At 71.2% G+C, this 22,545-nt stretch carries 23 protein-coding genes, 1 tRNA gene and 1 pseudogene; 18 read left to right on the top strand and 7 right to left on the bottom strand.

From position 1 onward, the window contains the following. Window positions 1–186, top strand: a pseudogene (locus RIF65_RS14685) (hypothetical protein); the annotation flags it as partial. A 209-nt stretch (window positions 187–395) separates the two neighbouring features. Here the strand turns inward: RIF65_RS14685 and RIF65_RS14680 are convergent. The 3 genes from RIF65_RS14680 to RIF65_RS14670 all read right to left on the bottom strand — a co-directional run bounded on the left by RIF65_RS14680 (window position 396) and on the right by RIF65_RS14670 (window position 2,528). Beyond that, window positions 396–701, bottom strand: coding sequence for a hypothetical protein (locus tag RIF65_RS14680; protein WP_309067001.1), 306 nt, complete (start codon window positions 699–701; stop codon window positions 396–398). Window positions 702–779: 78 nt separating this feature from the next. After that, window positions 780–1,757, bottom strand: coding sequence for a hypothetical protein (locus RIF65_RS14675; protein ID WP_309067000.1), 978 nt, complete (start codon window positions 1,755–1,757; stop codon window positions 780–782). 78 nt (window positions 1,758–1,835) lie between these two features. Beyond that, window positions 1,836–2,528: a phosphocholine cytidylyltransferase family protein gene (locus tag RIF65_RS14670; protein WP_309066999.1), complete on the bottom strand. Its 693-nt coding sequence runs from the start codon at window positions 2,526–2,528 to the stop codon at window positions 1,836–1,838. Window positions 2,529–2,749: 221 nt separating this feature from the next. On the opposite strand from RIF65_RS14670, the gene RIF65_RS14665 reads away from it, so the two are divergent. Genes RIF65_RS14665 through RIF65_RS14655 form a run of 3 tightly spaced genes read left to right on the top strand, consistent with a single transcriptional unit; the run spans window position 2,750 to window position 6,482 of the window. After that, window positions 2,750–4,645, top strand: a complete 1,896-nt coding sequence (locus RIF65_RS14665) for an ATP-binding cassette domain-containing protein (protein WP_309066998.1) — start codon at window positions 2,750–2,752, stop codon at window positions 4,643–4,645. Next, window positions 4,621–6,186 carry a hypothetical protein gene (locus tag RIF65_RS14660; protein WP_309066997.1) on the top strand — a complete coding sequence of 522 codons (1,566 nt, stop codon included), beginning with the start codon at window positions 4,621–4,623 and terminating at the stop codon, window positions 6,184–6,186. Before RIF65_RS14665 ends, RIF65_RS14660 begins: the two co-directional genes overlap by 25 nt. A 29-nt stretch (window positions 6,187–6,215) precedes the next feature. Beyond that, entirely contained in the window at window positions 6,216–6,482 is a 267-nt protein-coding gene (locus RIF65_RS14655) for a DUF3039 domain-containing protein (RefSeq protein ID WP_028503536.1), read from the top strand. A 39-nt stretch (window positions 6,483–6,521) separates the two neighbouring features. Here the strand turns inward: RIF65_RS14655 and RIF65_RS14650 are convergent, their stop codons facing one another. Beyond that, window positions 6,522–7,841 carry a nicotinate phosphoribosyltransferase gene (locus RIF65_RS14650; RefSeq protein ID WP_309066996.1) on the bottom strand — a complete coding sequence of 440 codons (1,320 nt, stop codon included), beginning with the start codon at window positions 7,839–7,841 and terminating at the stop codon, window positions 6,522–6,524. 27 nt (window positions 7,842–7,868) lie between these two features. Between RIF65_RS14650 and RIF65_RS14645 the strand changes: the two genes are divergently transcribed. The 6 genes from RIF65_RS14645 (at window position 7,869) to RIF65_RS14620 (ending at window position 13,621) form a co-directional block, all read left to right on the top strand. Continuing rightward, window positions 7,869–9,431: a glycoside hydrolase family 3 protein gene (locus RIF65_RS14645; protein ID WP_309066995.1), complete on the top strand. Its 1,563-nt coding sequence runs from the start codon at window positions 7,869–7,871 to the stop codon at window positions 9,429–9,431. A 1-nt stretch (window position 9,432) separates the two neighbouring features. Next, a complete protein-coding gene (gene murQ, locus RIF65_RS14640) occupies window positions 9,433–10,362 on the top strand; it encodes an N-acetylmuramic acid 6-phosphate etherase (RefSeq protein ID WP_309066994.1) in 930 nt (309 codons plus the stop codon). Between the two features lie 11 nt (window positions 10,363–10,373). Next, the gene (gene murI, locus RIF65_RS14635; protein WP_309066993.1) at window positions 10,374–11,213 is read left to right on the top strand and encodes a glutamate racemase; all 840 of its coding nucleotides are present in this window, start codon (window positions 10,374–10,376) and stop codon (window positions 11,211–11,213) included. Window positions 11,214–11,236: 23 nt separating this feature from the next. Then, window positions 11,237–12,034 carry a ribonuclease PH gene (rph, locus tag RIF65_RS14630; protein WP_309066992.1) on the top strand — a complete coding sequence of 266 codons (798 nt, stop codon included), beginning with the start codon at window positions 11,237–11,239 and terminating at the stop codon, window positions 12,032–12,034. Further along, on the top strand, window positions 12,031–12,624 hold the full coding sequence (gene rdgB / locus RIF65_RS14625) for an RdgB/HAM1 family non-canonical purine NTP pyrophosphatase (RefSeq protein ID WP_309066991.1): 594 nt from the start codon (window positions 12,031–12,033) through the stop codon (window positions 12,622–12,624). Before rph ends, rdgB begins: the two co-directional genes overlap by 4 nt. Window positions 12,625–12,703: 79 nt before the next feature. Next, the gene (locus RIF65_RS14620) at window positions 12,704–13,621 is read left to right on the top strand and encodes a cation diffusion facilitator family transporter (RefSeq protein ID WP_309066990.1); all 918 of its coding nucleotides are present in this window, start codon (window positions 12,704–12,706) and stop codon (window positions 13,619–13,621) included. Window positions 13,622–13,628: 7 nt separating this feature from the next. On the opposite strand, the gene RIF65_RS14615 is transcribed toward RIF65_RS14620, so the two are convergent. Next, window positions 13,629–16,070 (bottom strand): ATP-dependent DNA ligase, encoded by a 2,442-nt coding sequence (locus RIF65_RS14615; protein ID WP_309066989.1) that lies wholly within the window; start codon window positions 16,068–16,070, stop codon window positions 13,629–13,631. A 79-nt stretch (window positions 16,071–16,149) separates the two neighbouring features. Here RIF65_RS14615 and ku point away from each other — a divergent pair, with 79 nt between their 5' ends. Next, on the top strand, window positions 16,150–17,019 hold the full coding sequence (gene ku / locus RIF65_RS14610; RefSeq protein WP_309066988.1) for a non-homologous end joining protein Ku: 870 nt from the start codon (window positions 16,150–16,152) through the stop codon (window positions 17,017–17,019). Between the two features lie 39 nt (window positions 17,020–17,058). Here the strand turns inward: ku and RIF65_RS14605 are convergent, their stop codons facing one another. Together RIF65_RS14605 and RIF65_RS14600 are read right to left on the bottom strand one after the other, a co-directional pair. Further along, entirely contained in the window at window positions 17,059–17,850 is a 792-nt protein-coding gene (locus RIF65_RS14605) for a DedA family protein (protein WP_309066987.1), read from the bottom strand. An 82-nt stretch (window positions 17,851–17,932) separates the two neighbouring features. Further along, window positions 17,933–18,014: transfer RNA gene (locus RIF65_RS14600), tRNA-Leu, on the bottom strand. Between the two features lie 124 nt (window positions 18,015–18,138). Between RIF65_RS14600 and RIF65_RS14595 the strand changes: the two genes are divergently transcribed. The 7 genes from RIF65_RS14595 to RIF65_RS14565 are packed head-to-tail and all read left to right on the top strand — an operon-like array spanning window position 18,139 to window position 22,542. Beyond that, window positions 18,139–19,281 (top strand): CpaF family protein, encoded by a 1,143-nt coding sequence (locus RIF65_RS14595; RefSeq protein WP_309066986.1) that lies wholly within the window; start codon window positions 18,139–18,141, stop codon window positions 19,279–19,281. Beyond that, on the top strand, window positions 19,278–20,135 hold the full coding sequence (locus RIF65_RS14590; RefSeq protein ID WP_309066985.1) for a type II secretion system F family protein: 858 nt from the start codon (window positions 19,278–19,280) through the stop codon (window positions 20,133–20,135). The genes RIF65_RS14595 and RIF65_RS14590 overlap by 4 nt, the downstream gene beginning before the upstream one ends. Then, window positions 20,132–21,070: a type II secretion system F family protein gene (locus RIF65_RS14585; protein WP_309066984.1), complete on the top strand. Its 939-nt coding sequence runs from the start codon at window positions 20,132–20,134 to the stop codon at window positions 21,068–21,070. The genes RIF65_RS14590 and RIF65_RS14585 overlap by 4 nt, the downstream gene beginning before the upstream one ends. A gap of 20 nt (window positions 21,071–21,090) precedes the next feature. Then, entirely contained in the window at window positions 21,091–21,276 is a 186-nt protein-coding gene (locus tag RIF65_RS14580) for a hypothetical protein (RefSeq protein ID WP_309066983.1), read from the top strand. Window positions 21,277–21,291: 15 nt separating this feature from the next. Then, entirely contained in the window at window positions 21,292–21,693 is a 402-nt protein-coding gene (locus RIF65_RS14575) for a TadE/TadG family type IV pilus assembly protein (RefSeq protein WP_309066982.1), read from the top strand. After that, on the top strand, window positions 21,683–22,117 hold the full coding sequence (locus RIF65_RS14570; RefSeq protein ID WP_309066981.1) for a TadE family protein: 435 nt from the start codon (window positions 21,683–21,685) through the stop codon (window positions 22,115–22,117). Before RIF65_RS14575 ends, RIF65_RS14570 begins: the two co-directional genes overlap by 11 nt. Then, entirely contained in the window at window positions 22,114–22,542 is a 429-nt protein-coding gene (locus tag RIF65_RS14565) for a pilus assembly protein TadG-related protein (protein WP_309066980.1), read from the top strand. Before RIF65_RS14570 ends, RIF65_RS14565 begins: the two co-directional genes overlap by 4 nt. Window positions 22,543–22,545: the final 3 nt, after the last annotated feature.

The raw sequence follows: 22,545 nt of genomic DNA, 5'->3' as shown, positions 1-22,545 counted from the left end.
CATGTCACCCAGCTCGGGGGCGGGCTGCTGGAATGGACCAGCCCCACCGGACGGGTCTACATCGACCGCCCACCCGCGCAGAACACCGTCACCTTCACCGACACCGACCCACCCCCGCCGCACGAACAAGCATGGCGCGACCACGTCTGGGCCACCCCACCACCGCAGATCGACGCACCCTTCTGAACCGCCCCGGGGTGTCCGGTCGAGCGCCCGACGCGACTGGGATCGAACACCCGGCAGCACGCGACGCGTTTCGTCTCGCGCCGCCTGCGGCGGTGCTCGCTCAACGACCGGAAACGGGGCCGACGCGTTTCGTCTCGGGCGCGCTCAGCGCGTCCTCGCTCAACGACCGGGAGACCGGGTCGGTCGACGACCGGCGCGGCCGGCTCCGGTCACACGACGAAGCGCCAGACGTACTCCAGACCGTCGGCCTGGCGAAACCATGCCAGCGTCACGACCACGTCGTCGACGTCCGCGTCGCACAGGCACAGGTCGACGCGCTCGCCCGGGAGCATCTGCCCCCACAGCTCGGTGACCACGGCGGCCTCGAGGGTGTGATGGAACACCCTCACGAAATCGACCGGGTCACGCCCGATGTTGACGACCCCCGGGTGTGCGCGGTCGTCGCGGACGATCAACCACGGGACGAGATAGGCGGCGGTAGGAGGAGGGGTGTCTGGCCCGATGGGAAGGAGCATGCCGACACGCTAGGAACGTCCGCCGACGCGGAGAGCCGCCTCGGCGCCGCCGCGCCGCACGCTGTGGAGGACCGGTCGTCAGTGCTCGTCTGTGGAGGGCGAATCGCCGTCGCGCTTGCGGCGCAGCATCCCGCCGGCCTTACGTCCGACCGCACCGATCCCGCGGCCGACTGAGCCGGCGGCACCCGCGACGCCTTGTCCGATCCCGCGGCCGACTGAGCCCGCGGCACCCGCGACGCCTTCGCCGACCGCGCGTACGCCGTCCAGCATCCGCCGCTCCATTCGTTCCGACCCGGCCGGCGGCTCCAGTTCAGCCGGGAACACGGGGGGAGGGGCTCCGAAGGCGCGGCGCGAGGTGGTGAGCACGCGGCGTCCGAGCAGATGGTTCCCAGTTCCGCCGATCACGGCCCCGACACCGAACGGCAGCGCCTTGCCGACCACCGACGCGCTGCCGCGCGTGGCGAGCTGATGGAGGAACGCTGACTTGAGACGGTCGACGATCGGACCGATCGCCGCGCGGGGGAGCGACTTGGTGATCGTTTCGCCCCAGTACGCCGACCGGGCCATGCCCTTGCCAGTGGCCTGCTTGGCGAGCTGGGAGACGAGATCGACGCCCTCCTTGCCGAGCATCAGGGTCATGACGAGCGCCCGCGCGCGCTCGGGGTTGTCGATCGTGATGCCGTGCACTTCGGCGATCGACTGAGCGAACAGCGCAGTCGCCTCCATGAACCCGGCGGTCTCCACCCCCGACAGTGCCAACGTCACGCCCGTGCCGATCCCTGGGACCACGGCGGTCGCGCCGACCGCGGCACCGCCAGTGGTCACGGCGGCGAGATAGCGGTTCTCGAGGATCCGCACGATCTCGGCGGGCGTCGCGGAGGGGTGACGAAGACGGATGCTGCGGATGTGCGCCACCACCAGCGGGCGCTGGATCGACAGCACCCGATCCAGACCGCGCACGGCCAGCGGATGCTCCGCGGAGCCGACCGGCGGGACACGCGAGTCCCACGGCGCGTCGTCGGGAAGCGAATGGATCTTGTGCACCTTCTCGCCCATGACGTGATCCTATGCATGCCGTCCGCGTAAACACCGAGAGCCCGGCCCCACCAGGGACCGGGCTCTCGGACGCGAGGATCAGACGAACAGGTTGGCCCGCTCGAGGTCCTCTGCGAAGTCGATCTCGACCGCGTACAGGTCGGAGACGTCCATCGGCTCGAGCAGCAGGCCGTCCTCGGCGATCGCCAGCTCGAGACCGCGCTCGAAGTAATCCTGGTCGTCGACGCGCTGCAGCTGGCGCATGAACGCCTTCTTGTCCGCCGCCGAGATGTAGTTGATGCCCACGGCCTCACCGAGGCCGCCCTTGACCGTCTTCGACAGCTCCTTGATGTAGCCCTCGGCGGTGACCGTGTACTTGACCTCTTCGTCGCTCACCTTGGAGGTGTTGACGGTCACGAACGACTGGTCGCGCTCGATGAACTCGATGGCACGGCCGAGGATGCGCGGGTCGAACACGACGTCGCCGTTCATCCACAGCACGCCCCCCTTGCCGGTCACCGACAGAGCGCGCAGCAGGCTCTTGGACGTGTTCGTGACGTCGTAACGCTCGTTGTGCACGTACTTCGCGTTCGGGAAGGCCTCGATGATGGTCTCGGCGCGGTAGCCGACCACCGTGGTGATGCGGGCGTCGTCGCCGAACACGGCACGGATGTTGTCGTGCTGCTGCTGCATGATCGTGCGGCCGTCGGCGAGTTCGGTGAGCGGCTTGGGCAGGGCGCGTCCCAGCCGGGAGCCCATACCAGCGGCGAGGATGACGGTCTGAAGGGTCACGATCTCTCCTAAAAGATTTGTGTTCACTGTCGATTCATCGACGAGACACCTCTTCGTGCCGTCGCCATGTTATCGATGGCACCTGGGAATCCCGTTGGGGGTTGCGCTCCGTTGCTGTTTCGTGATCAGGTGCACACCCGATACTCAGGCTTTCCGCTGCCCGGAATCCGGCGGGTCGTGCGGCCTCCGGGCTGTCAGGGAGGGTTGATACCGTAGTGGGCGTGACTGCTTCTCTCGATTCCGCTGACGACCCCGTGGACGCCACGACGGACGAGAAGAAGGCCGCCGCGCCGCGCTCCACGACGACCAGGAAGACCCCGGCGAAGCCGCGCGCGACGAAGAGCGCGTCGACGGACTCGACCACGAAGAGCGCCTCTGCGAAGAGCGCGACGACGAAGAGCGCGACCGCCAGGACGTCCACCGCCAAGCGCACGGCCAAGCCCGCCGTCGACGCGGACGCTTCCAAGGCCGCAGCGGCGAAGAAGGCCGCCGCCTCGACCACCGCCACCAAGGCGGCCGCCACCAAGCGCGCCAGCACGACGAGTGCGGCTCGCACGGCCGCCGTCAAGGCCGCAGCGACGCGCACCGCGGCCGAGAAGGCCTCGTCGAAATCGGCCGCTGCGAAGTCGACTGCCGCCAAGACGGCCGCAGCGAAGACCGCCGCGGCGAAGGCGGCTGCTGAGAAGAAGGCCGCCGCGGAGCGCGCTGCGGCGGAGAAGGTCGCTGCTGAGCAGGCCGCTGCCGAGAAGGCAACCGAGAACGCCGTGGCATCACAGGATGCCGCGGAGCAGCCGGCCCCCGCACCGAAGGCCAGGAAGAAGGCGTCGGCGCCCCGCCCTACGGCGTCGAAGCCGCGCACGGTGAAGAAGGGCGCCGCGGCGGACGCCTCCGCGGCCGACACGGACGCGCCGCTGCGCGCCGCCCCGGACGCATCCGACGCTCCGACGCCGGCGACGAAGAAGAAGAGCGCCCCTCGAGCATCCGCGAAGAAGACGACTGCACCGCGCACCGCGACTGCCGCGAACCTCGCCCCCGCCGAGACCGAGGAGCCTCGCCGGCCCCGGGTCGCGGCCTCCAACAGCGCCCCGGAGGCCGCCGAGGCACGCCCGCCGCGCACCGCTGCGGTTGCGCTTCCCGTCGTGGTCACCACACCCGACGAGTCCGTCGACGACGCTGCTCGCGTCGCGCCCGAAACGACGCCGGAGCCGGCCGCCGACGCGCCGACGCTCCCCGGCCTCGAGGCGCCAGATGCTTCGGCGACGGCATCCGATCCCGCGGTCGACACCCCCGCGGTCGACAGCCCCGCCGCCGATACATCGGCGGCCTCTCCGCTCGACACACCCTCCGCCACCACACGCGACGACGCGGTGCGGATCCGCGGGCTCGTCAAGCGCTTCGGCGACACTCGCGCCGTCGACGGCGTGGATCTCACCGTGCCGGCCGGCTCGTTCTACGGGCTCGTCGGCCCGAACGGCGCCGGCAAGACGACGACCCTGTCGATCATCGCCGGTCTGCTGCGCCCGGACGCGGGCACGGTGCACATCAGCGGCATCGACCAGCGCGCCAAGCCCCTGGCGGCCAAGAAGATGATGGGCGTGCTGCCCGACCGGCTGCGCACCTTCGACCGGCTCACCGGCCGGCAGCTCCTCTACTACTACGGGCAGCTGCGCGGCCTCGATCGTGCGGTCATCGAAAAGCGCGCCGCCGACCTCGCTCGTGCGTTCGACCTGACCGAGGCGCTCAGCCGTGTGGTCTCGGACTACTCGGCGGGCATGACCAAGAAGCTCATGCTCGCCGGCGCCATGATCCATTCGCCCCGCGTGCTCGTGCTCGACGAGCCCTTCGAAGCCGTCGACCCGGTCTCGTCCGGCGTGATCCTCGACATCCTGCGCTCCTATGTCGCGCACGGCGGGACGGTCATCCTGTCCAGTCACGGCATGGACCTGGTCGAGCGCGTCTGCTCACGCGTCGCCGTGATCGTCGGCGGCGAGGTGCTCGCCGAGGGCACCATCGACGAGGTGCGCGCGGGCCAGACGCTCGAAGCGCGGTTCGTGGAGCTCTCCGGCTCGTCCGGGGAAGTGGAGGGGCTCGAGTGGTTGCACACGTTCTCCGACTGAGGCTCGCGCTGCTGGCGGGGGCGGTCCGCGGGGAGCATCCGGTGCGCAACGGCCTGGCATTCGTCGCCGTCGGCGTCGTGACGGCGATGGTCTGCCACGCCGTCCTCGGTCTCAGCGGCAGCCCGCTGCCCACGCAGTCCGCTGTGATCGTCCTGGGCGCTGCCGCGACGTTCCTCGCCTTCCTGATCGGGCCGATGCTGACCGGCACCGGCGACCAGCTCGACCCGCGACGGTTCGCGCCGTTCGGCGTGGACGAGCGGCGGATGCCGTGGATCCTCGCCCTCGCGTCCCTGGTGAGCGTCCCCAGTTTCGCGCTCATCGCCGTCGCCGCCTGCGTCGCCGTCGTCGCGGTGCGCGACGGCGTCTCCTGGCCCCTCGCCGCCGCCGGTTGCCTGTGCGGGGTGCTGTCGGCCACCCTGGTCTCGCGGATCGGCATGGCGATCAGCGCCATCCTCCTGCCGGAGCGTCGCTCGCGCGAGCTCACCGTGCTGGTCACCCTCCCCGTGATCGTGATCGCCTTCCCCGTCGCGGCGTACTTCGCCTCGGTGGAGTGGGCCGGCAACGTCCCCCCGGCCGTCGCCACGGCGGCCACGCTCGCCGGCTTCAGCCCGCTCGCGGCACCCCAGGCGCTGCTGTTCCACGCGGCGCGCGGCGACACGACCGCCGCGTGGGGGAGCGGGATCGTGGCCGTCCTCATGATCGCCGGCCTGGGCGCGCTCTGGGCATACCTGGTACGGCGGATGCTGACGACGACCGAGCGCCCGGTGGCGGCCCGCGAGCGCTCCGGCCTCGGCTGGTTCGGGCCGCTTCCCGCCAACGCGTTCGGCGCGGTCGCCGCGCGCAGCCTGGTCTACTGGCTCCGCGACCGGCGGTACATCGTGAACGTCATCGTCGTCCCCATCGCCGGCGTGCTCACCGTGTTCCCGCTGATGGTGGCGGGCGTGCCGCTCGAGATCGCCGCGCTGGTACCCGTGCCGCTCATGGCGCTGTTCTTCGGCTGGCTGCCGCACAACGACGTCGCCTACGACTCGACCGCGGTGTGGATCCACGTGGCGAGCGGCATGCGCGGCCTGCCCGACCGGCTCGGCCGGCTCGTGCCCGTGCTGCTGGTGGCCGTACCGGTGCTCGCCGTGTCCGTCTCGGTGACGCTCGCCGTCGTCGGCGACTGGCATCTCCTGCTGCCGCTCATCGGCCTCGCAGCGAGCCTGCTCTTCGCCGGGCTCGGGCTGTCGAGCATCGCGTCGGTCGTGGCGCCCTACGCCGTCTCACGGCCCGGTGACAGCCCGTTCCAGCAGCCGCAGCGCTCGTCCGCGCACGGATCGTCCGGCGCGGCCGGCACGTTCGTTGGAGCGATCGTGCTCAGCATCCCGACGATCTGGCTGTTCGTCCTGACCGTCGTCGAAGGCGACCGGCACGCGCCGGCCGCGTTCTGGGTCGGGCTGGCGGCCGGTGCCGTCGTGTTCGCGGGCGGAACGGCCCTCGGCGGACGCATCTTCGAGCGCAGCGGTGAGCGGCTGATGGAGTTCGCGGAGACGACCTGAGACGCGTCTGCGAGGACTAGAATCGCGGGATGAGTACTCCGCTGGACAGCCCCGATCAGGGTGGCGTGGCAACACTTGATCGCGAGCTCGAAGAACTGCTCCGCGAGGAGAACCTCGAGCCCGGCGACCACGAGCGCTTCTCGCACTACGTGAAGAAGGACAAGATCCTCGAGTCGGCGATCACCGGAAAGCCGGTCCGGGCACTGTGCGGCAAGAAGTGGACACCGGGCCGCGACCCGGAGAAGTTCCCGATCTGCCCGACCTGCAAGGAGATCTACGAGAGCATGGTCGGCTGACCCCCGACCTCGGACCGCCGGACCGCCGACCGCCCGACCTCAGACCGCATCCACGAACTCGGTCGGGATGGCGGGGTCGGACTTGCTGAGCGCCAGGGCGCGCACGGGAAGCTCCTCGCGCACCGTGAGGTGATGCGCGCGGGCGGCCTGCGTGCCCGCCGGCCCCTCCCAGGAGCTGTCGATCTCGCCGTCCTGCACGAGCACCACCTGCAGCGGCCTGGCCCCCGGATGCTCGGCGGGGGTGTCGACCTCTTCGAAGCCATCCGACACGGCCACGCGCTCCGCCACGGCGACGCCGTCCTCGAGGGCACGGAACGCCGCTTTGCGGCCCCCCTTGGAACCCTTGTCGGTCGACGCCTTCGCGACGGCGACCCAGCCGCCGGCGGCATCCTTACGGGCCACCAGCTTGTAGACCATGCTGGCCGTCGGATACCCGGAGCCGGTGACGACCGAGGTGCCCACGCCGTACGCGTCGACCGGCGACGCGGCGAGGGCGGCGATCGCGTACTCGTCGAGGTCGCTTGTCACGGTGATCTTGGTGCCGGTGGCGCCGAGTTCGTCGAGCTGCGCGCGCACCTCGGCCGCCACGATCGGCAGGTCACCGGAATCGATCCGCACCCCGCCCAGGCCCGTGCCGGCCACCCTGATCGCGGTCTCCACCCCGGTGCGGATGTCGTAGGTGTCGACCAGCAGCGTCGTGCCGGTGCCCAGGCTGTCGACCTGGGCGCGGAAGGCGTCCTCCTCGGAGTCGTGCAGCAGCGTCCAGGAGTGCGCCGCGGTGCCCATCGTGGGGATGCCCCACAGTCGCCCTGCTTCCAGGTTGCTGGTCGCGCCGAACCCGGCGATGTACGCAGCGCGGGCGGCGGCGACGGCCGAGTGCTCGGCGGCGCGGCGGGAGCCCATCTCCGCCAGCGGGCGCTCGCCCGCCGCGATGCTCATCCGCGACGCCGCGGTCGCCACCGCCGAGTCGTGGTTCAGCACGCTCAGGGCGAGGGTCTCCAGCACGACGGCATCCGCGAAGGTGCCCTCGACGGTGAGGATGGGGGAGCCGGGGAAGTACAGCTCACCCTCCCGATAGCCGCGGATCGTCCCGCGGAAGCGGTAGTCCTCGAGATAGCGGATCGCTTCGGCATCCACCACGTCGTTGTCGCGCAGGTAGCGCAGCTCGTCCTCGCCGAACCGGAAGTCGCGCAGCAGCGACAGCAAACGCCCCGTCCCGGCGACCACACCGAACCGGCGCCCGCCGGACAGTCGGCGCGAGAAGAGCTCGAAGACGCTCGGGCGGTGCGCCGTCCCGTCGCGCAGCGAGGCGGCCAGCATGGTCAGTTCGTAGCGGTCGGTGAGGAACGCGGAGCTCATCCGCTCAGTGTAACGACGGGCCGGATCGTGCCCGCGACCGGCATCCGCAATACTGGTCAGCGCCGGGTCGACCTCCGGCGCATCCCCGCAGAGCCGCGCAGAGAAGAGGACCGCCCGATGACCGGCGACGACGAGCTGATCCGACTGGCCAACAGCGTGCTGTGGCCGGGCTTCCTCGGCACCTCCGTCTCGCCGTGGCTCGCGGATGCCCTGGAGCACGGTCTGGCCGGCGTGGTGTACTTCGGACAGAACCTGCACGGCGACACCGCGGCGCTGAGCGCCGAGATCCACCGGCTCTCCCCGACGGCGCTGATCGGGATCGACGAGGAGGGCGGCAGCGTCACCCGCCTGGAGACCGAGACGGGATCCACGCTTCCCGGCGCCGCACAGCTGGGCGCCGTCGACGACCTCGAGGCGACCCGCGCCACCGGCTACGAGATCGCCCGCCGCGTCGACGCGATCGGCGCGGACCTGGTGATCGCGCCGGTCGCCGACGTCAACACCGACCCGCGCAACCCGGTTATCGGGGTGCGCGCGTTCGGCTCCGACACCGAACTCGTCTCGCGGCACGTGCAGGCGGCGGTGCGCGGCATCCAGGACGCCGGCCTCGCCGCCTGCGCCAAGCACTATCCCGGACACGGCGACACCCACCTCGACTCGCACCACGACCTGCCGCGGCTCACGCTCACGTCCGACGAGATCGCCGCCGTGCACCTGCCGCCCTTCCACGCGGCGATAGCCGCCGGTGTGCACTCGATCATGACGGCCCACATCTGCGCGCCGAGCTGGGGCGAGGCCCCGGCCACCCTGAACCCGAAGGTGCTCGGTGGCCTGCGCGCAGCCGGGTTCGACGGCGTCATCATCACCGACGCCCTGGACATGGCCGCGATCCGAGAGACCGTCGGCCTGGGCGGGGGAGCGGTGCAGGCCCTCACCGCGGGCGCCGACCTGCTCTGCATCGGCAACCCGACCAACCCGGGCGCGGCGATGCTGCCGAACCAGGACGAGGACGACTACCGCTCGGTGCGGGATGCCGTCGTCGAGGCGCTCCGCGACGGCAGCCTGCCCAGGGAGCGGGTCGAGGAGGCCGCCGCGCGGGTGCGTCGGCTGTCGGCGGCGGTGCGCTCCCGCCGGACACCGGATGCAGTGTCGCTCGACGCCGCCACGATCGCCGATCGTGCGGTCACCGTGCACGGCGACCTCCCCGCACTCCGCGACGAGCCCACGACCGTCATCGACGTGCGCCGCGCCTCCACCCTCGCGGTCGACAGCGCGGCCTCGCACGTCGCCGTTGCGCTCGCCGCCGGCGGGGAGATCGTGCGTCTCGACGCCGCCACCGCCGCGGAGGCGGACATCGTGCGCGCCGCGGAGCGTGCCCGTCAAGGCCAGGCCGTGCTGCTCGCCGATCGCGTGGACGACGACTCCCCGCAGCGGGCGGTGCTCGACGGCATCCGCTCGGCGCAGCCGGACATCATCACCGTCAACGTCGGGCTCCCCGCCACGACGCCGCACCCCGGTGCCCTCATCGAGGTCCGCGCCGCCAGCCTCCTCGCCGCGCAAGCGGCCCGACGCGCACTCCTGGGAGCGTGAGATGACCGACGAACAGCTTCGGCGGACCCTCGGAACCCTGTCGACCGAACGCGTGGACCCCGCCTTCGCGGACCTCGACCTGCTCGACACCGGTGCACAGGTCGCGCTGATGGCCGAGCAGGGCGTGGTCGCGGCGCAGGCCGTGGCCGCCCAGCGCGACAGCATCGCCCGTGCCGTTGACGGCATCGTCGCCCGCCTGGCCCGCGGCGGCCGGCTGGTCTACATCGGCGCCGGCACGGCGGGTCGCATGGGCGTGCTGGATGCCAGTGAGATCCCGCCCACGTTCGGCACCGACCCGTCGCTGGTGACCGGGGTCATCGCCGGTGGCGACCATGCACTGCGCAACGCGGTCGAGAACGCGGAGGACGACGTCGCGGCGGGTGCCGCGGAGGCGGTGAAGCTGGGGCCGGACGATGTGATGGTCGGGCTGACGGCATCCGGCCGCACCCCGTACGTCATCGGGGCGCTGCATGCCGCCCGGGAACGCGGCGCCTTCACCGTGAGCATCGCCTGCAACAGCCCGGCGGAGGTGTCGGCCGAGGCGGACGCGCCGATCGAGGTGGTGGTCGGACCAGAGGCGGTCGCCGGCTCCACCCGGCTGAAGGCCGGCACCGCCCAGAAGCTGGTGCTGAACACGCTGTCCACCCTTGCGATGGTGCAGTCCGGCAAGGTGTACGGCAATCTCATGGTCGACGTGCAGGCCACCAACGAGAAGCTGCGGGTGCGCGCCGTGCGCACGGTCATGCACGCCACCGGGTGCGAGCCCGACGAAGCGGCACGGGCGCTCGCCGCGGCGGACGGGTCGGTGAAGCTCGCGATCGCGATCGTGCTCACCGGAGCGGACGCCGACGAGGCGCGGGCGGCCCTCGAGGCGGCGGGAGGGCACCTGCGACGGGTGCTGGCGGCGCACGCCTCGCAGCGCCCCGAGTAGGCTGGGTGATCATGAACGACGCGCCGATCGGCATCTTCGACTCCGGGGTCGGCGGGCTCACGGTCGCCAGGGCGATCCGGGCGCAGCTGCCGCAGGAGTCGCTGGTCTACATCGGTGACACCGCCCACTCGCCGTACGGGCCGAAGCCGATCGCCGACGTGCGGCGGTACGGCCTCGAGGTGCTCGACACGCTCGTCGAGCAGGGCGTGAAGATGCTCGTGATCGCGTGCAATACGGCATCCGCCGCCATGCTGCGCGACGCCCGGGAGCGCTACGACGTCCCCGTCGTCGAGGTGATCGGCCCCGCCGTGCGGCGCGCCGTCTCGACCACCCGCAACGGCCGGATCGGCGTGATCGGCACGGTCGGCACCATCGCGTCGCGCGCCTACCAGGACATGCTCGAGGTGAACGAGCGGCTCGAGGTGTTCACGGCCGCCTGCCCGCGGTTCGTCGAGTTCGTCGAGGCGGGCATCACCGGCACCCCGGAGGTGCTGGCGGTCGCCGAGGACTACCTCGCGCCGCTGCGGGATGCCGGAGTCGACACCCTCGTGCTGGGATGCACGCACTACCCTTTCCTGCGCGGCGCGATCAGTTACGTGATGGGGGACGGTGTGACGCTCGTCTCCAGCGACGACGAGACCGCGGCAGACGTGTACCGGCAGCTCGTCCGCCGCGACCTGCTCGCCCCGGCGGACGCGGTCGCCGGCTACGTGTACGAGGCGACCGGCGAGTCCGCCGACGAGTTCACCGCCCTCGCCAACCGGCTGATGGGTCGCGAGGTACGAGACGTACAGCTCGTGCAGACCGGCGCGATCACGCTCTCAGACCTGCGCCCGGCCGACCGGGCCTGACCACCCACACAGTGAGGACATCCATGTCAGACATCGTCCGGGCCGACGGCCGCGCCACCGACCAACTCCGCGAGGTCACGATCGAGCGGGGATGGTCGCAGCACGCCGAGGGGTCGGCACTGATCAGCTTCGGGGGCACGAAGGTGCTGTGCACCGCGTCGTTCACGAACGGCGTCCCGCGGTGGCTGACGGGCAAGGGCAAGGGCTGGGTGACCGCCGAGTATGCGATGCTGCCCCGCGCCACGAACAGCCGCAACGACCGGGAGAGCGTCAAGGGCCGCATCGGCGGGCGCACCCACGAGATCTCCCGCCTCATCGGGCGGGCCCTGCGCGCGGTCGTCGACACCAAGGCGCTCGGCGAGAACACCATCGTCATCGACTGCGACGTGCTGCAGGCCGACGGCGGCACGCGCACCGCCGCGATCACCGGCGCGTACGTGGCGCTCGCGGACGCGATCGAGTGGGGCCGCGAGAAGAAGTTCATCGGGAAGAACGCCAAGCCGCTGCTCGATTCGGTCGCCGCCGTCTCGGTCGGGATCATCGACGGCGAACCCATGCTCGATCTCGCATATGTCGAGGACGTCCGCGCCGAGACCGACATGAACGTCGTCGTCACCGGCCGGGGACTGTTCGTGGAGGTCCAGGGAACCGCCGAGGGCGCCCCGTTCGACAAGCGCGAGCTGGATGCCCTGCTCGACCTGGGCGTCGCCGGCTGCGCGACGCTCCGCGAGCGGCAGCTGGCCGCGCTCGACCCGTCGACAGGCCTTTCTGCCGGCCCGTCGACGGGCTCAGAGGCCCAGGCTTCGGCGGAGACCGTATGAGGATCGTCCTCGCCACGCACAACCCGCACAAGGTCGCCGAGTTCCAGCAGATCGTGGCGTCCACCCGACCGGATCTCGAGGTGGTCGGTTACGACGGCCCCGAGCCCGTCGAGGACGGCGTCACCTTCGCCGAGAACGCGCTGATCAAGGCGCGGGCCGCCGCAAAGCACACCGGCCTGCCCGCGCTCGCTGACGACTCCGGTATCCGCGTCGACGTGCTGGGCGGGTCGCCCGGCGTCTTCTCGGCGTACTGGGCCGGGCAGCACAAGGATGCCGGAGCGAACCTGGAGCTGCTGCTGGACCAGCTGCGCGATGTCCCCGACCCGCACCGCACCGCCCAGTTCCACTCCACGATCGCCCTGGTGACCCCCGACGGGCACGAGCGCGTCGTCGAGGGGATCTGGCCGGGCCGGCTCGCCCACGCCCCGGCGGGGGAGGGCGGCTTCGGCTACGACCCGATCTTCATCCCGGACGGCCAGCCCGCCGGTTTCGAGCGCACCGTCGGCGAATACACCCCCGAGGAGAAGCAGGCCGACTCGCACCGGGCTCGGGCGTTCGCGGCGCTGGTCCCGCTGCTCGCCGAACTGTGAACCGGCACTGAGAATCGTTACCGTTCCCGACTAGCGCGGCACGCGCCGGGTGTCGTCGGCACCGGCCTAGCCTGGATTCATGCACGATCACGCGCACGCCCACGGCATTCGAGGGGTCGGCAGCCGGAGGCTGCTGACCATCTCGCTGGTGCTCACGGCGACCGTGATGCTCGTGCAGGTCGTCGGGGCTGTGCTCTCGGGCTCGATCGCCTTGCTCGCCGACGCGGCGCACATGCTCACCGACTCGTCCGCGCTGGTCATCGCGCTGCTCGCCAGCATCGTCGCCGCGCGCCCCGCCGACGACCGGCGCACGTTCGGCTATCAGCGCGCGGAGGTGTTCGGCGCCCTCATCAACGCGGTCGTGCTCATCGCCCTCACGGCGATCGTCGCCGTGCAGGGCATCAGCCGCCTCCTCGACCCGGGCGAGGTGGAGGTCGCCGGCACGCTCATGCTCGTCGTCGCCGTCGTCGGCATGCTCGCCAACGGGTTCTCGATGTGGCTGCTCAGCGCCGCGCAGAAGAACAGCATCAACGTGCGCGGGGCATACCTCGAGGTGATGGGCGACCTGATCGGCTCGCTGTTCGTCATCGCCGCCGCGATCGTGATCATGACCACCGGATGGATGCCGGCGGACGCGATCGCCTCGCTGATCATCGCGGCGATGATCCTGCCACGCGCCGTCTCGCTGCTGCGGGAGGTGTTCTCGGTGCTCGCCGAGTCGGCGCCGAAGGGCACCGCGGTGAGCGAGATCCGCTCCCACCTGGAGGGGTACCCGGGCGTGGTGGGGGTGCACGACGTGCACGTGTGGCAGCTCACCCGCGGTGCTCCGGTGTTCACCGCGCACGTCGCGGTCGAGCAGGCGGTGTTCGCCGACGGACGCTCGGCCGTCCTGCTGCGCGACCTGCAGGCGTGCCTGGCCGATCACTTCGACGTGGAGCACTCCACGTTCCAGCTGGAACCCGCTGGCCCCGACCGGTGCGAGGCCGCCCACGCCTGACGACCGGTCAGGGTTCGCGCCGCACCTCGGCGGGGGACTTGTCCGGCCGTAGGCCACGCCACCGCGGATGGCGCAGGATGCCGGCCGGCGTCCACTCGCCGAACTCCACCTCGCCGACCAGCTCCGGCCGCACCCACTGGGCGTCGCGCGCCTCCGGTCTCGGCACGCCCTCCACGGCCGGCGCGTCGGTGCGCAGCGGTTCGAGCTGCGCGGTCAGGTCGCGCAGCACCCTGTCGGTGAACCCGGTGCCCACCTTGCCGATGTAGCGCAGGGCGCCGTCTGCATCCGGCACTGCCAGCAGCAGCGACCCGATGGTGCCCGTGCGATTACCACTTCCGGGGCGGATGCCGACGATCACCGCGTCCTGGGTGTGCGTGATCTTCAGCTTCAGCCACGACGACGAGCGGACGCCGGGCCGGTACGCCGACTCGGGATCCTTCACCACGACCCCCTCCAGGCCGTGCTCGCGGGTCATCGCCAGCGCGGCGTCGAGGTCGTCGAGCACCGGCGGCACCTGCAGGACTCCGCCGAGGTCGCCGGCGACCCGCTCGAGCAGCTCGCGACGCTGTCGTAGCGGCATGCGGGTCAGGTCGTGCCCGTCCAGGTGCAGCAGGTCGAACAGCATGTACGCGACCGGGTTGCGCACCGCTTCCCGCTCGATCTCGCGGGGCTTGCCGAGGTGCATCCGCTCCTGCAGCCGGGAGAAGCTCGGCCGCCCTGACGCGTCGAACGCGACGATCTCGCCGTCGACGACGGCATCCGATGCGGGGAGGTGCGGTGCGCCGTCGGCGGCGATCTCGGGGTAGCGCGCGGTGATGTCCGTGCCGCTGCGGGCATGCAACGTCATCCGCCCGTCGCGCCACGTGCCGATCGCCCGCACGCCGTCCCACTTGATCTCCACCCACGGCGGGTCGCCCAGGGCGAGGGCGAGTCCCGGCGTGCCGTTCTCCGACAGCATCGGCCGGATGCCGGTGGCCGGCGGGGTCGTCCTCTCCGGCTCGCTTCTGGGCGCGCCGGCGGTCGCCTTGCGGGGTCGGGTTGCGGGCTCAGGGGCGGCGTGCGGGATCGGCTCTTTCATCCGGTGCAGCAGCCACTGAGACTTCTCGCCGCTGCCCTCGGTGCGGATCAGCGCCAGCCGCACCGACCCCAGACGTCCCCCGGGGCGGCCGGTGAAGGTGCCGATGACCTCGTCGTCGCGCCACTTCTCCAGGGCCACCGTGCCGGTGTCCCACACGGTCATGGACCCGGCGCCGTACTCGCCCTTCGGGATCTCGCCCTCGAACGTGAGGTACTCCAGCGGGTGCGGTTCAGTCATCACCGCGAGATGGTTGCGGTCGGGCGCCTCGGGGACACCCTTCGGCACCGCCCAGCTGATCAGCACGCCGTCGCGCTCGATGCGCAGGTCGTAGTGCAGACGGCTGGCGTGGTGCTCCTGGATCACGAACCGCGGATCGCCTGCCGCCGCGACGGATGCCGTTCGCGGCATGGGTTCCGGAGTCTTCGCGGCGTCGCGCTTGGTGAGGTAGGAAGCCAGGGCCGGTTCCGGGGGAGCGAGCGGCGCGAACGGGTCGATTCCGGCATCCACCCGTTCCAGCACCTCGTGGAAGTCGAGGTGTCGCAGGTCGGGGTCCGTGAGCTCGTCCCAGGTCCGCGGCGCGGCCACGCGCGGCTGAGCGCGGCCGCGCAGCGAGTACGGCGCGATGGTCGTCTTCGACGCGCTGTTCTGGCTCCAGTCGATGAACACCTTGCCGCCGCGGGCCGACTTCGCCATCGTGTGCGTCGCGAGGTCGGGGTGGTCGGCCTCGATCAGCCGCGCCAGCTCCTTCGCGACGGCCGACACCTCGTCGCTGGTCTGCAGGCCGGTGCCGTCGTCGGCGGTGGGCAGTCGGGTGTACAGGTGGATGCCCTTGCTGCCGCTGGTGACCGGCATCGGCTCCAGGCCCATGCCAGTGAGGATGTCGCGGGCGACGAGCGCGATCTCGGCGCACTGGGCGAGTCCCACACCCGGGCCGGGGTCGAGGTCGATCACGAGGCGGTCGGGCCGGCCTCGCCCGCCGGATGCCGTGAACCGCCACTGCGGAACGTGCAGCTCGAGCGCGGCGAGCTGGGCGAACCACACCAGCGTCGGGACGTCCTCGATGAGGGGATACTCCTTCGGGCCGTCGGAGTGCTCGATCGGCATCCGTCGTACCCAGTCGGGCGTGCCCTGCTCGAGCTGCTTCGCGAAGAAGCTGTCGCCGGGGGCGTCGTCGGTGCCGACGCCGTCCACCCAGCGTTTGCGGGTCACCGGCCGGCCGCGCAGGTGGGGGAGCATGACCGGTGCGATCTGCGAGTAGTACGCGATCACCTCGCCCTTCGTGGTGCCCGTCTCGGGGTACACGATCTTGTCGAGGTTGGTCACGCGCAGGCGGCGGCCACCGATCTGCACCAGCTGCCCGCTCGTCGCCATGCCGCAAGAGTAATGGGAGTCCCCCGGGAGCGGCGCAACCCCCTGGCCCCGCCTGCTGGTGCTGGTGTGTACTGGTGTGATGAGAAGCATCTGGAAGGGCGCACTCACCTTCGGGCTCGTGAACGTGCCCGTGAAGGTGTACTCGGCGACCGAGGACCACGACGTGCCGCTGCATCAGGTGCACGACAAGGACGGCGGACGCATCCGCTACCAGCGCACCTGCGAGGTGTGCGGCGAGACCGTCGCGTACGCCGACATCGACCGCGCGTACGTCGACGACGGGCAGAGCATCGTGCTCACCAAGGAGGATCTCGCCTCCCTTCCCGCCGAGAAGAGCCGCGAGATCGACGTGGTCGAGTTCGTGCCCACCGAGCAGGTCGACCTGCTCACGCTCGACAAGGCGTACTACCTCGAGCCCGACTCGAAGTCGCCTAAGGCGTACGTGCTGCTGCGGAAGACCCTCGAGCAGACCGACCGCACCGCGATCGTGCGGTTCACGTTGCGGCAGAAGACCCGGCTCGCCGCCCTGCGGGTGCGCGGCGACGTGCTGGTGCTGCAGACGCTGCTGTGGTCGGACGAGGTGCGCGAGGCGTCGTTCCCGTCACTGGACGAGGACGTGAAGATCAGCAAGAAGGAACTCGAGCTGTCGGCGTCGCTGGTGGACAGCTACTCCAGCGACTTCGACCCCGACGAGTACGTCGACGAGTACCAGAAGGAGCTGCGCACGCTCATCGACGCCAAGATCGAGGCCGGAGAGGGCTTCGATGTGTCCGACGCGTTCGCCGAGGAGGGCGAGACGAAGGGCGGCGAGGTCATCGACCTGATGGAGGCGCTGCGCGCCAGCGTCGAGAAGTCGAAGGCGTCGCGCTCGAAGGGCGCTGACACGAAGGATGCCGAGCCGAAGAGCCCCGCCAAGAAGAAGGCACCCGCCAAGAAGAAGGCCGGCTGACCTGCTTCGTGTCTTGGGTCCCTGAGGAGGGCGTGGGGATCAGTGCTTACCGTCGCCGTCCAGGTCGGGGGCCCGCTCGAACACTTCGGGGTCGAGGGCGAGTTCGCGCGCCTCTCCGGCATCCGTGTCGACGTCCGCGCCCAGCGCGGCGGCCTTCTTCGCCTTGTGCCGCTCGACGAGGTAGTGCCACACGGTGACCAGGGCGGTGCCGCCGACCGCGGCGAGCAGGATGAGGTCGATGTACTGCTCCACGAACTCCGCGACCGGCGGGATGAAGCCGATCACGTAGCCGAACATCGTCAGCCCGAAGCCCCACAGCACCGCGCCGATCAGGTTGTAGAGCGTGTACTTGCCCTTGTGCATGTGCCCGACGCCGGCCGCGACCGGCGCGAACGTGCGGACGATCGGCACGAACCGGGCGAGGATGATCGTGATGCCGCCGAACCGCTCGAAGAAGTGGTTCGTGCGCTCGACGTTCTTCCGGCTGAACAGCCCGGATTCCTTGCGCTCGAAGACCGCAGGGCCGCCCTTGTGGCCGATCAGGTAGCCGACCTCTCCGCCGACGAAGGCCGACAGGCCGATCAGCAGCGCCACCCACCAGACGCTGATGCCGAACACGCCGTTCACGGCATACGGCTGCGAGTGCGACAGCAGGCCGGCGATCACGAGCAGCGTGTCGCCGGGCAGCAGGAACCCGACCAGCAGACCGGTCTCGGCGAAGACGATGAAGCAGACCACGAGCAGCGCCCAGGGACCTGCCGCGCCGATGATGGTCGCCGGGTCGAGCCAGGGGATCAGCGCGGTCGGCGCCTGCAGTGCGGTGTGAAGCATGATGTCCCGTCGGTCAGTGGTCGGCGGTATGGAAAGGCTGGCGCTGCTGACGCGGCCCTGCGGACCGCGTCATCAGCACTCGTGCGGAAGGTGGGACTTGAACCCACACGCCGTGAGGCACAGGAACCTAAATCCTGCGTGTCTGCCAATTCCACCACTCCCGCGCAACGCGTTTCAGTCTAGTGAGCGGTGCCTGCGTCCCAGCCGCGAATCTCCGGCGGCTTGTGGGCCGATGCCGGCTGTGGATAACTTCCGCGCCGTGTTCCGCCGATCTGCCATGATGCCGGCGTGAGTGATCCGTCCGTCCTCGTCGCCGAGCGCGTGCGGAGACGTCTGCGTCTGGAGAACACCGATCCGGCCGCGCAGCCCGACGAGGCGCGGCGCATCGCGCAGATCGAGGTGCGCCGGCACAACGACCTGGCGCTGCAGCGCGGCGACACTCTCATCGATGACGAGGCGGCGCTCGTCCGCGACGTGCTCGCGTCGGTCTCCGGCTTCGGCGCCCTGCAGCCGCTGCTCGACGATCCCGAGATCGAGGAGATCTGGCTGAACGGACCTGATCGCATCTTCGTCGCCCGCGGCGGCGTGACAGAGCGGCTCGACCTGCGGCTGACGGATGCCATCGTCCGCGACCTCGTCGAGCGGATGCTGCAGTCCACCGGCCGCCGAGTCGACATCAGCCAGCCGTTCGTCGACGCCTCCCTGCCCGACGGCTCGCGTCTTCACGTCGCGATCGCCGACGTGGTGCGCGGCTCGTGGGCGGTTAACATCCGCAAGTTCCTGCCGCAGCACCGCACCCTGGCGTCCCTCGTCGAGCAGGGCTCGGTTCCCGCCGACGTCGCCGAGCTGCTGCACCGCTCTCTTCTCGACGGCAAGAGCATCATCGTCTCCGGTGCCACGCACGCCGGGAAGACCACTCTGCTCGGTGCACTGCTCGCCTCGTGCGCCGACCGGCAGCGCATCATCACGGTCGAGGAGACGTTCGAGCTCGCCGTGGACGGTCCTGACGTCGTCGCACTGCAGGGCCGGCAGGCCAGCCTGGAGGGCACCGGTGAGATCACCCTGCGGCGACTGGTCAAAGAGGCGTTGCGCATGCGACCCGAACGGCTGGTCGTGGGGGAGGTTCGTGACGCCGAGGCCCTCGACCTCGTGCTCGCCCTCAACACCGGCGTGCCGGCCGCCGGCACGGTGCACGCCAACTCCGCCGCCGAGGCACTCGAGAAGCTGGCACTTCTCCCGCTGCTGGCCGGTCGCAACATCGATCGCGCCTTCATCGCACCGGCGCTCGCCGGATCCATCTCGTACGTGGTGCACTGTGCGCGAGAGGCCGACGGCTCCCGGCGGGTCGTGGAGGTGATCGCACCGACGGGCGAGGTCGCCGACGGCCGCATCCTCAGCCGCCCGGTGTACCGGCGGGAGGCGGGGGCATGACGCTGCTGCTCGGCGTCCTGCTCGGAACCGGCCTGCTGCTCTGCGGGTCGCCGTGGCTCTGGCCGCAGCGCGATCGCGCGGAGCGGCCCCGCCGCCAGGGACGCCTGGCACGGCTGCTGGGCGAGGCGGGGTACTCGCGCGCCTCGGCACGCACGGTCGTGGTGGTCATGGTGACGAGCGCGCTGGTGGCTGCCGCCCTGGTCTGGCTTCTCACCGGCATCCCGGTGCTCGCGCTGCTCGCCGCCGTGGGCGGTGCGGCGGCTCCTGTGCTGCATCTGCGCGGACGCCGGTTGCGGCTGCGCAAGGCGCGCCGGCAGCTGTGGCCGGACGTGTGCGACCTGCTCGTCGCCGCGATCCGCGTCGGACTGTCGCTGCCCGACGCGGTGGCGAGCCTCGCCGACTCCGCCCCGCCCGCCGTACGGCCGGCGTTCGCGGTGTTCGCGCGCGACCTGCGGGCGACGGGTCGGTTCGAGAGCAGCCTGGATCGGTTGAAGAGCACGCTCGCCGACCCGATCGCCGACCGCATTCTGGAGACCCTGCGCATGGCCCGGCAGGTCGGCGGCACCGAGCTGACCAGCGTGCTGCGCGCCCTGTCCTCCTCCGTGCGGTCGGATGCCGCGCTGCGCGGCGAGGTGGAAGCACGGCAGTCGTGGATCCGCGGGGCAGCGGTGCTCGGCGCCATCGCCCCGTGGGTGATCCTCGCCCTCCTGGCGCTGCGACCCGAAGGGCGGGAGGCGTACGCCAGCCCGGAGGGGATGGTCGTGATCATCGTCGGCGCGGTGGTGTCGGTGGTCGCGTACCGGATCATGCTCCGGATCGGACGTCTGCCGGAACCTGAGAGGTGGTTCGGATGAGCGTCGTGACGGATGCCGCATTCGCGGTGCTGCTCGGCGGAGCGTTCGCCGCCGGCGTGCTCGGCATCCTGTCCGCCCTCCCGCGCTGGGGTGCACTGCCGCTGGATCGGCGCATAGCGCCCTACGTGCGCGACGTCGTCCCGGACGAGCTGCTCCCCGCCGGCATCCTCCCCACCGTCGGTGCCCTTCCGGTGCAGGGGATGCGGATCTGGGAACGACTGCGCGGCGGGTTCGAGCGGATGCTGGGCGGCGGCGACGCACTGCGGCTGCGGCTCGCGCAGGCCGGGAGCCCGCTGTCGCCGGCAGCCTTCCGAGGACGGCAGCTGGCTTTCGGCATCGGCGGCCTGCTCGCCGGCGCCCTGCTCGTGGTCGTTCTCGCGCTGGCGGGGCGGCTCAGCGCGCCCGCCGTGCTGCTGCCGGTGTTCGCGGGCGCGGCCGGGGCGATCGGCTATGACATGAACCTCACGGCACGTGGGAAGGCGCGGCGCGCGCGGCTGGCCGACGAGCTGCCGACGACGCTGGAGTTCCTGGCACTGTGCCTGTCCGCGGGGGAGTCCCTGCTCGATGCGCTGCGACGGGTCTCCGCGATCGGCACCGGTGAGCTCACCGAGGAGCTGCGGCAGACGGTGCTCGCCGTGCACACCGGGTCTCCGTTGGCCGACGCGCTCGGTGAGACCGCCACGCGCCTGCAGCTGCCCGGCCTCACCCGGGCGGTGGATCAGATCGTCGCAGCGCTCGAGCACGGCGCCCCACTCGCCGCGGTGCTGCACGCCCAGGCGGCGGATGCGCGAGACGAGGCCAAGCGCATCCTCATCGAGCAGGCCGGGCACAAGGAGATCCTCATGCTCCTCCCGCTCGTCTTCCTCATCCTGCCGCTTAGCGTTCTGTTCGCGGTCTACCCAGGCCTGTTCATCCTCCGGCTCGGCCTCGGCTGAGCCCCGATCAAGGAGTCACCATGTCGACGATCAGCAGCTGGTTCCGCACCGCCCGCGCCCTCGCCGAGGACGAACGCGGCGACGTGCCGGGGTGGGTGCTCGTGACGCTGATGACCGCCGCCCTGGTGGTCGTCATCTGGGCGGTCGCGGGTCCCGCGCTCGTCGACCTGTTCGAGCAGGCGATCTCCCGCGTCTCCGGCATCTGACGATCGAGGGGCGTGATGCGGTGGCCCGCGGTGCTCGGGGACGAGCGCGGCTCCAGTCCCGTCGAGTTCGTGCTCGTCGGGACGCTGCTGACCGCGCTCACGCTGGCCGTCCTGCAGGTCGCGTTCGCGATCTACGTCCGCAACGTCGTGCACGACGCGGCGGCGGAGGGCGCGCACTACGCGGCGCTCGCCGACACCACCCACGAGGAGGGGGCACTGCGCACCCGGCAGGTCATCTCGCGAGCGATCGGGCCGGAATTCGCCGAAGACGTGAGCATCGGCGAGGACACCGCCCTCGGTCACCCCAGCGTCGTCGTCCGCGTGCGCACCACGCTGCCGGTGCTGGGTCTCATCGGTGTGCCGTACGGGTTGGAGGTGGATGCGCGTGCCCCCGTCGAATCGCTGGGTGAGGAATGAGGAGGGATCCGCCGCGCTCGAGTTCATCGTCGTCGGTCTGCTCCTGCTGGTGCCGCTGGTCTATCTCCTGCTGACGCTCGGCGCCCTGCAGGAGCAGACGCTCGGCGCCGAGGCAGCCGCACGCCACACCGCGCGGGTGATCGGACAGGCGCCGGATGCCGAGACCGCGGCCCGTCGGGGAGACGCGGTGATGGCCAGCGTGATCCGCGAATACGGCATGGATGCCGACAGCGTCGACATGGCGATGAACTGTGTGCCGGCACGCGGGCGATGCCCTGATGCGGGCGCGACCGTCATCGTCACGGTCCGCACCCGGGTGTCGCTGCCGTTCCTTCCGCCGCTGTTCGGTCTGGACCGCATCGCGGCGATCCCGGTCGAGGCGCAGTCGGCGCAGAAGGTGTCGCGCCTGTGGGGGAGCGGATGAACCGGCTCCGCGCGCTGTGGACGGAGGACGACGACGGCAGCATCCTGCCGCTCATCCTCGGCTACGTCCTGCTCGCGATCGCGGTGCTGTTCGTGTGCGTCTGCGCTACCGACCTCTACATCGCCCAGAAGCGACTGGACTCGCTCGCCGACGCCGCCGCGCTCGCCGGAGCGGACGGGTTCACGCTCGAGGCCGACGGCGCGAACGTGCGCGCGCAGCTGACCGACGCCGGGGTTCGCGAACAGGCCGCCGCGGTCGTGACCGCCGTCGCCCGCAATGCTGAGCTCATCGCCGCCGGCACACCCGACGGGGTCTCCGCGCGGGTCACGGTCGCCGCGACCTGGCATCCGCCCCTCGTGTCGGCGTTCGTCCCCGACGGCGTGCCGCTCGAGGCCACCGCGACCAGCCGCACGGCCCTCCGCTGAGGG

Source organism: Microbacterium sp. (assembly GCF_031180975.1).
Classification (GTDB): Bacteria; Actinomycetota; Actinomycetes; order Actinomycetales; family Microbacteriaceae; genus Microbacterium.
Note: the sequence above shows the minus strand (reverse complement) of the source record. Positions and strands in the feature narration are given on the sequence as shown.

Coding starts and splice junctions, on each gene's coding strand:
- RIF65_RS14680 (WP_309067001.1), bottom strand. CDS start 701: ATGCTCCTTCCCATCGGGCCAGACACCCCTCCTCCTACCGCCGCCTAT.
- RIF65_RS14675 (WP_309067000.1), bottom strand. CDS start 1,757: ATGGGCGAGAAGGTGCACAAGATCCATTCGCTTCCCGACGACGCGCCG.
- RIF65_RS14655 (WP_028503536.1), top strand. CDS start 6,216: ATGAGTACTCCGCTGGACAGCCCCGATCAGGGTGGCGTGGCAACACTT.
- RIF65_RS14650 (WP_309066996.1), bottom strand. CDS start 7,841: ATGAGCTCCGCGTTCCTCACCGACCGCTACGAACTGACCATGCTGGCC.
- murQ (WP_309066994.1), top strand. CDS start 9,433: ATGACCGACGAACAGCTTCGGCGGACCCTCGGAACCCTGTCGACCGAA.
- murI (WP_309066993.1), top strand. CDS start 10,374: ATGAACGACGCGCCGATCGGCATCTTCGACTCCGGGGTCGGCGGGCTC.
- rph (WP_309066992.1), top strand. CDS start 11,237: ATGTCAGACATCGTCCGGGCCGACGGCCGCGCCACCGACCAACTCCGC.
- rdgB (WP_309066991.1), top strand. CDS start 12,031: ATGAGGATCGTCCTCGCCACGCACAACCCGCACAAGGTCGCCGAGTTC.
- RIF65_RS14620 (WP_309066990.1), top strand. CDS start 12,704: ATGCACGATCACGCGCACGCCCACGGCATTCGAGGGGTCGGCAGCCGG.
- RIF65_RS14615 (WP_309066989.1), bottom strand. CDS start 16,070: ATGGCGACGAGCGGGCAGCTGGTGCAGATCGGTGGCCGCCGCCTGCGC.
- ku (WP_309066988.1), top strand. CDS start 16,150: ATGAGAAGCATCTGGAAGGGCGCACTCACCTTCGGGCTCGTGAACGTG.
- RIF65_RS14605 (WP_309066987.1), bottom strand. CDS start 17,850: ATGCTTCACACCGCACTGCAGGCGCCGACCGCGCTGATCCCCTGGCTC.
- RIF65_RS14590 (WP_309066985.1), top strand. CDS start 19,278: ATGACGCTGCTGCTCGGCGTCCTGCTCGGAACCGGCCTGCTGCTCTGC.
- RIF65_RS14585 (WP_309066984.1), top strand. CDS start 20,132: ATGAGCGTCGTGACGGATGCCGCATTCGCGGTGCTGCTCGGCGGAGCG.
- RIF65_RS14580 (WP_309066983.1), top strand. CDS start 21,091: ATGTCGACGATCAGCAGCTGGTTCCGCACCGCCCGCGCCCTCGCCGAG.
- RIF65_RS14575 (WP_309066982.1), top strand. CDS start 21,292: ATGCGGTGGCCCGCGGTGCTCGGGGACGAGCGCGGCTCCAGTCCCGTC.
- RIF65_RS14565 (WP_309066980.1), top strand. CDS start 22,114: ATGAACCGGCTCCGCGCGCTGTGGACGGAGGACGACGACGGCAGCATC.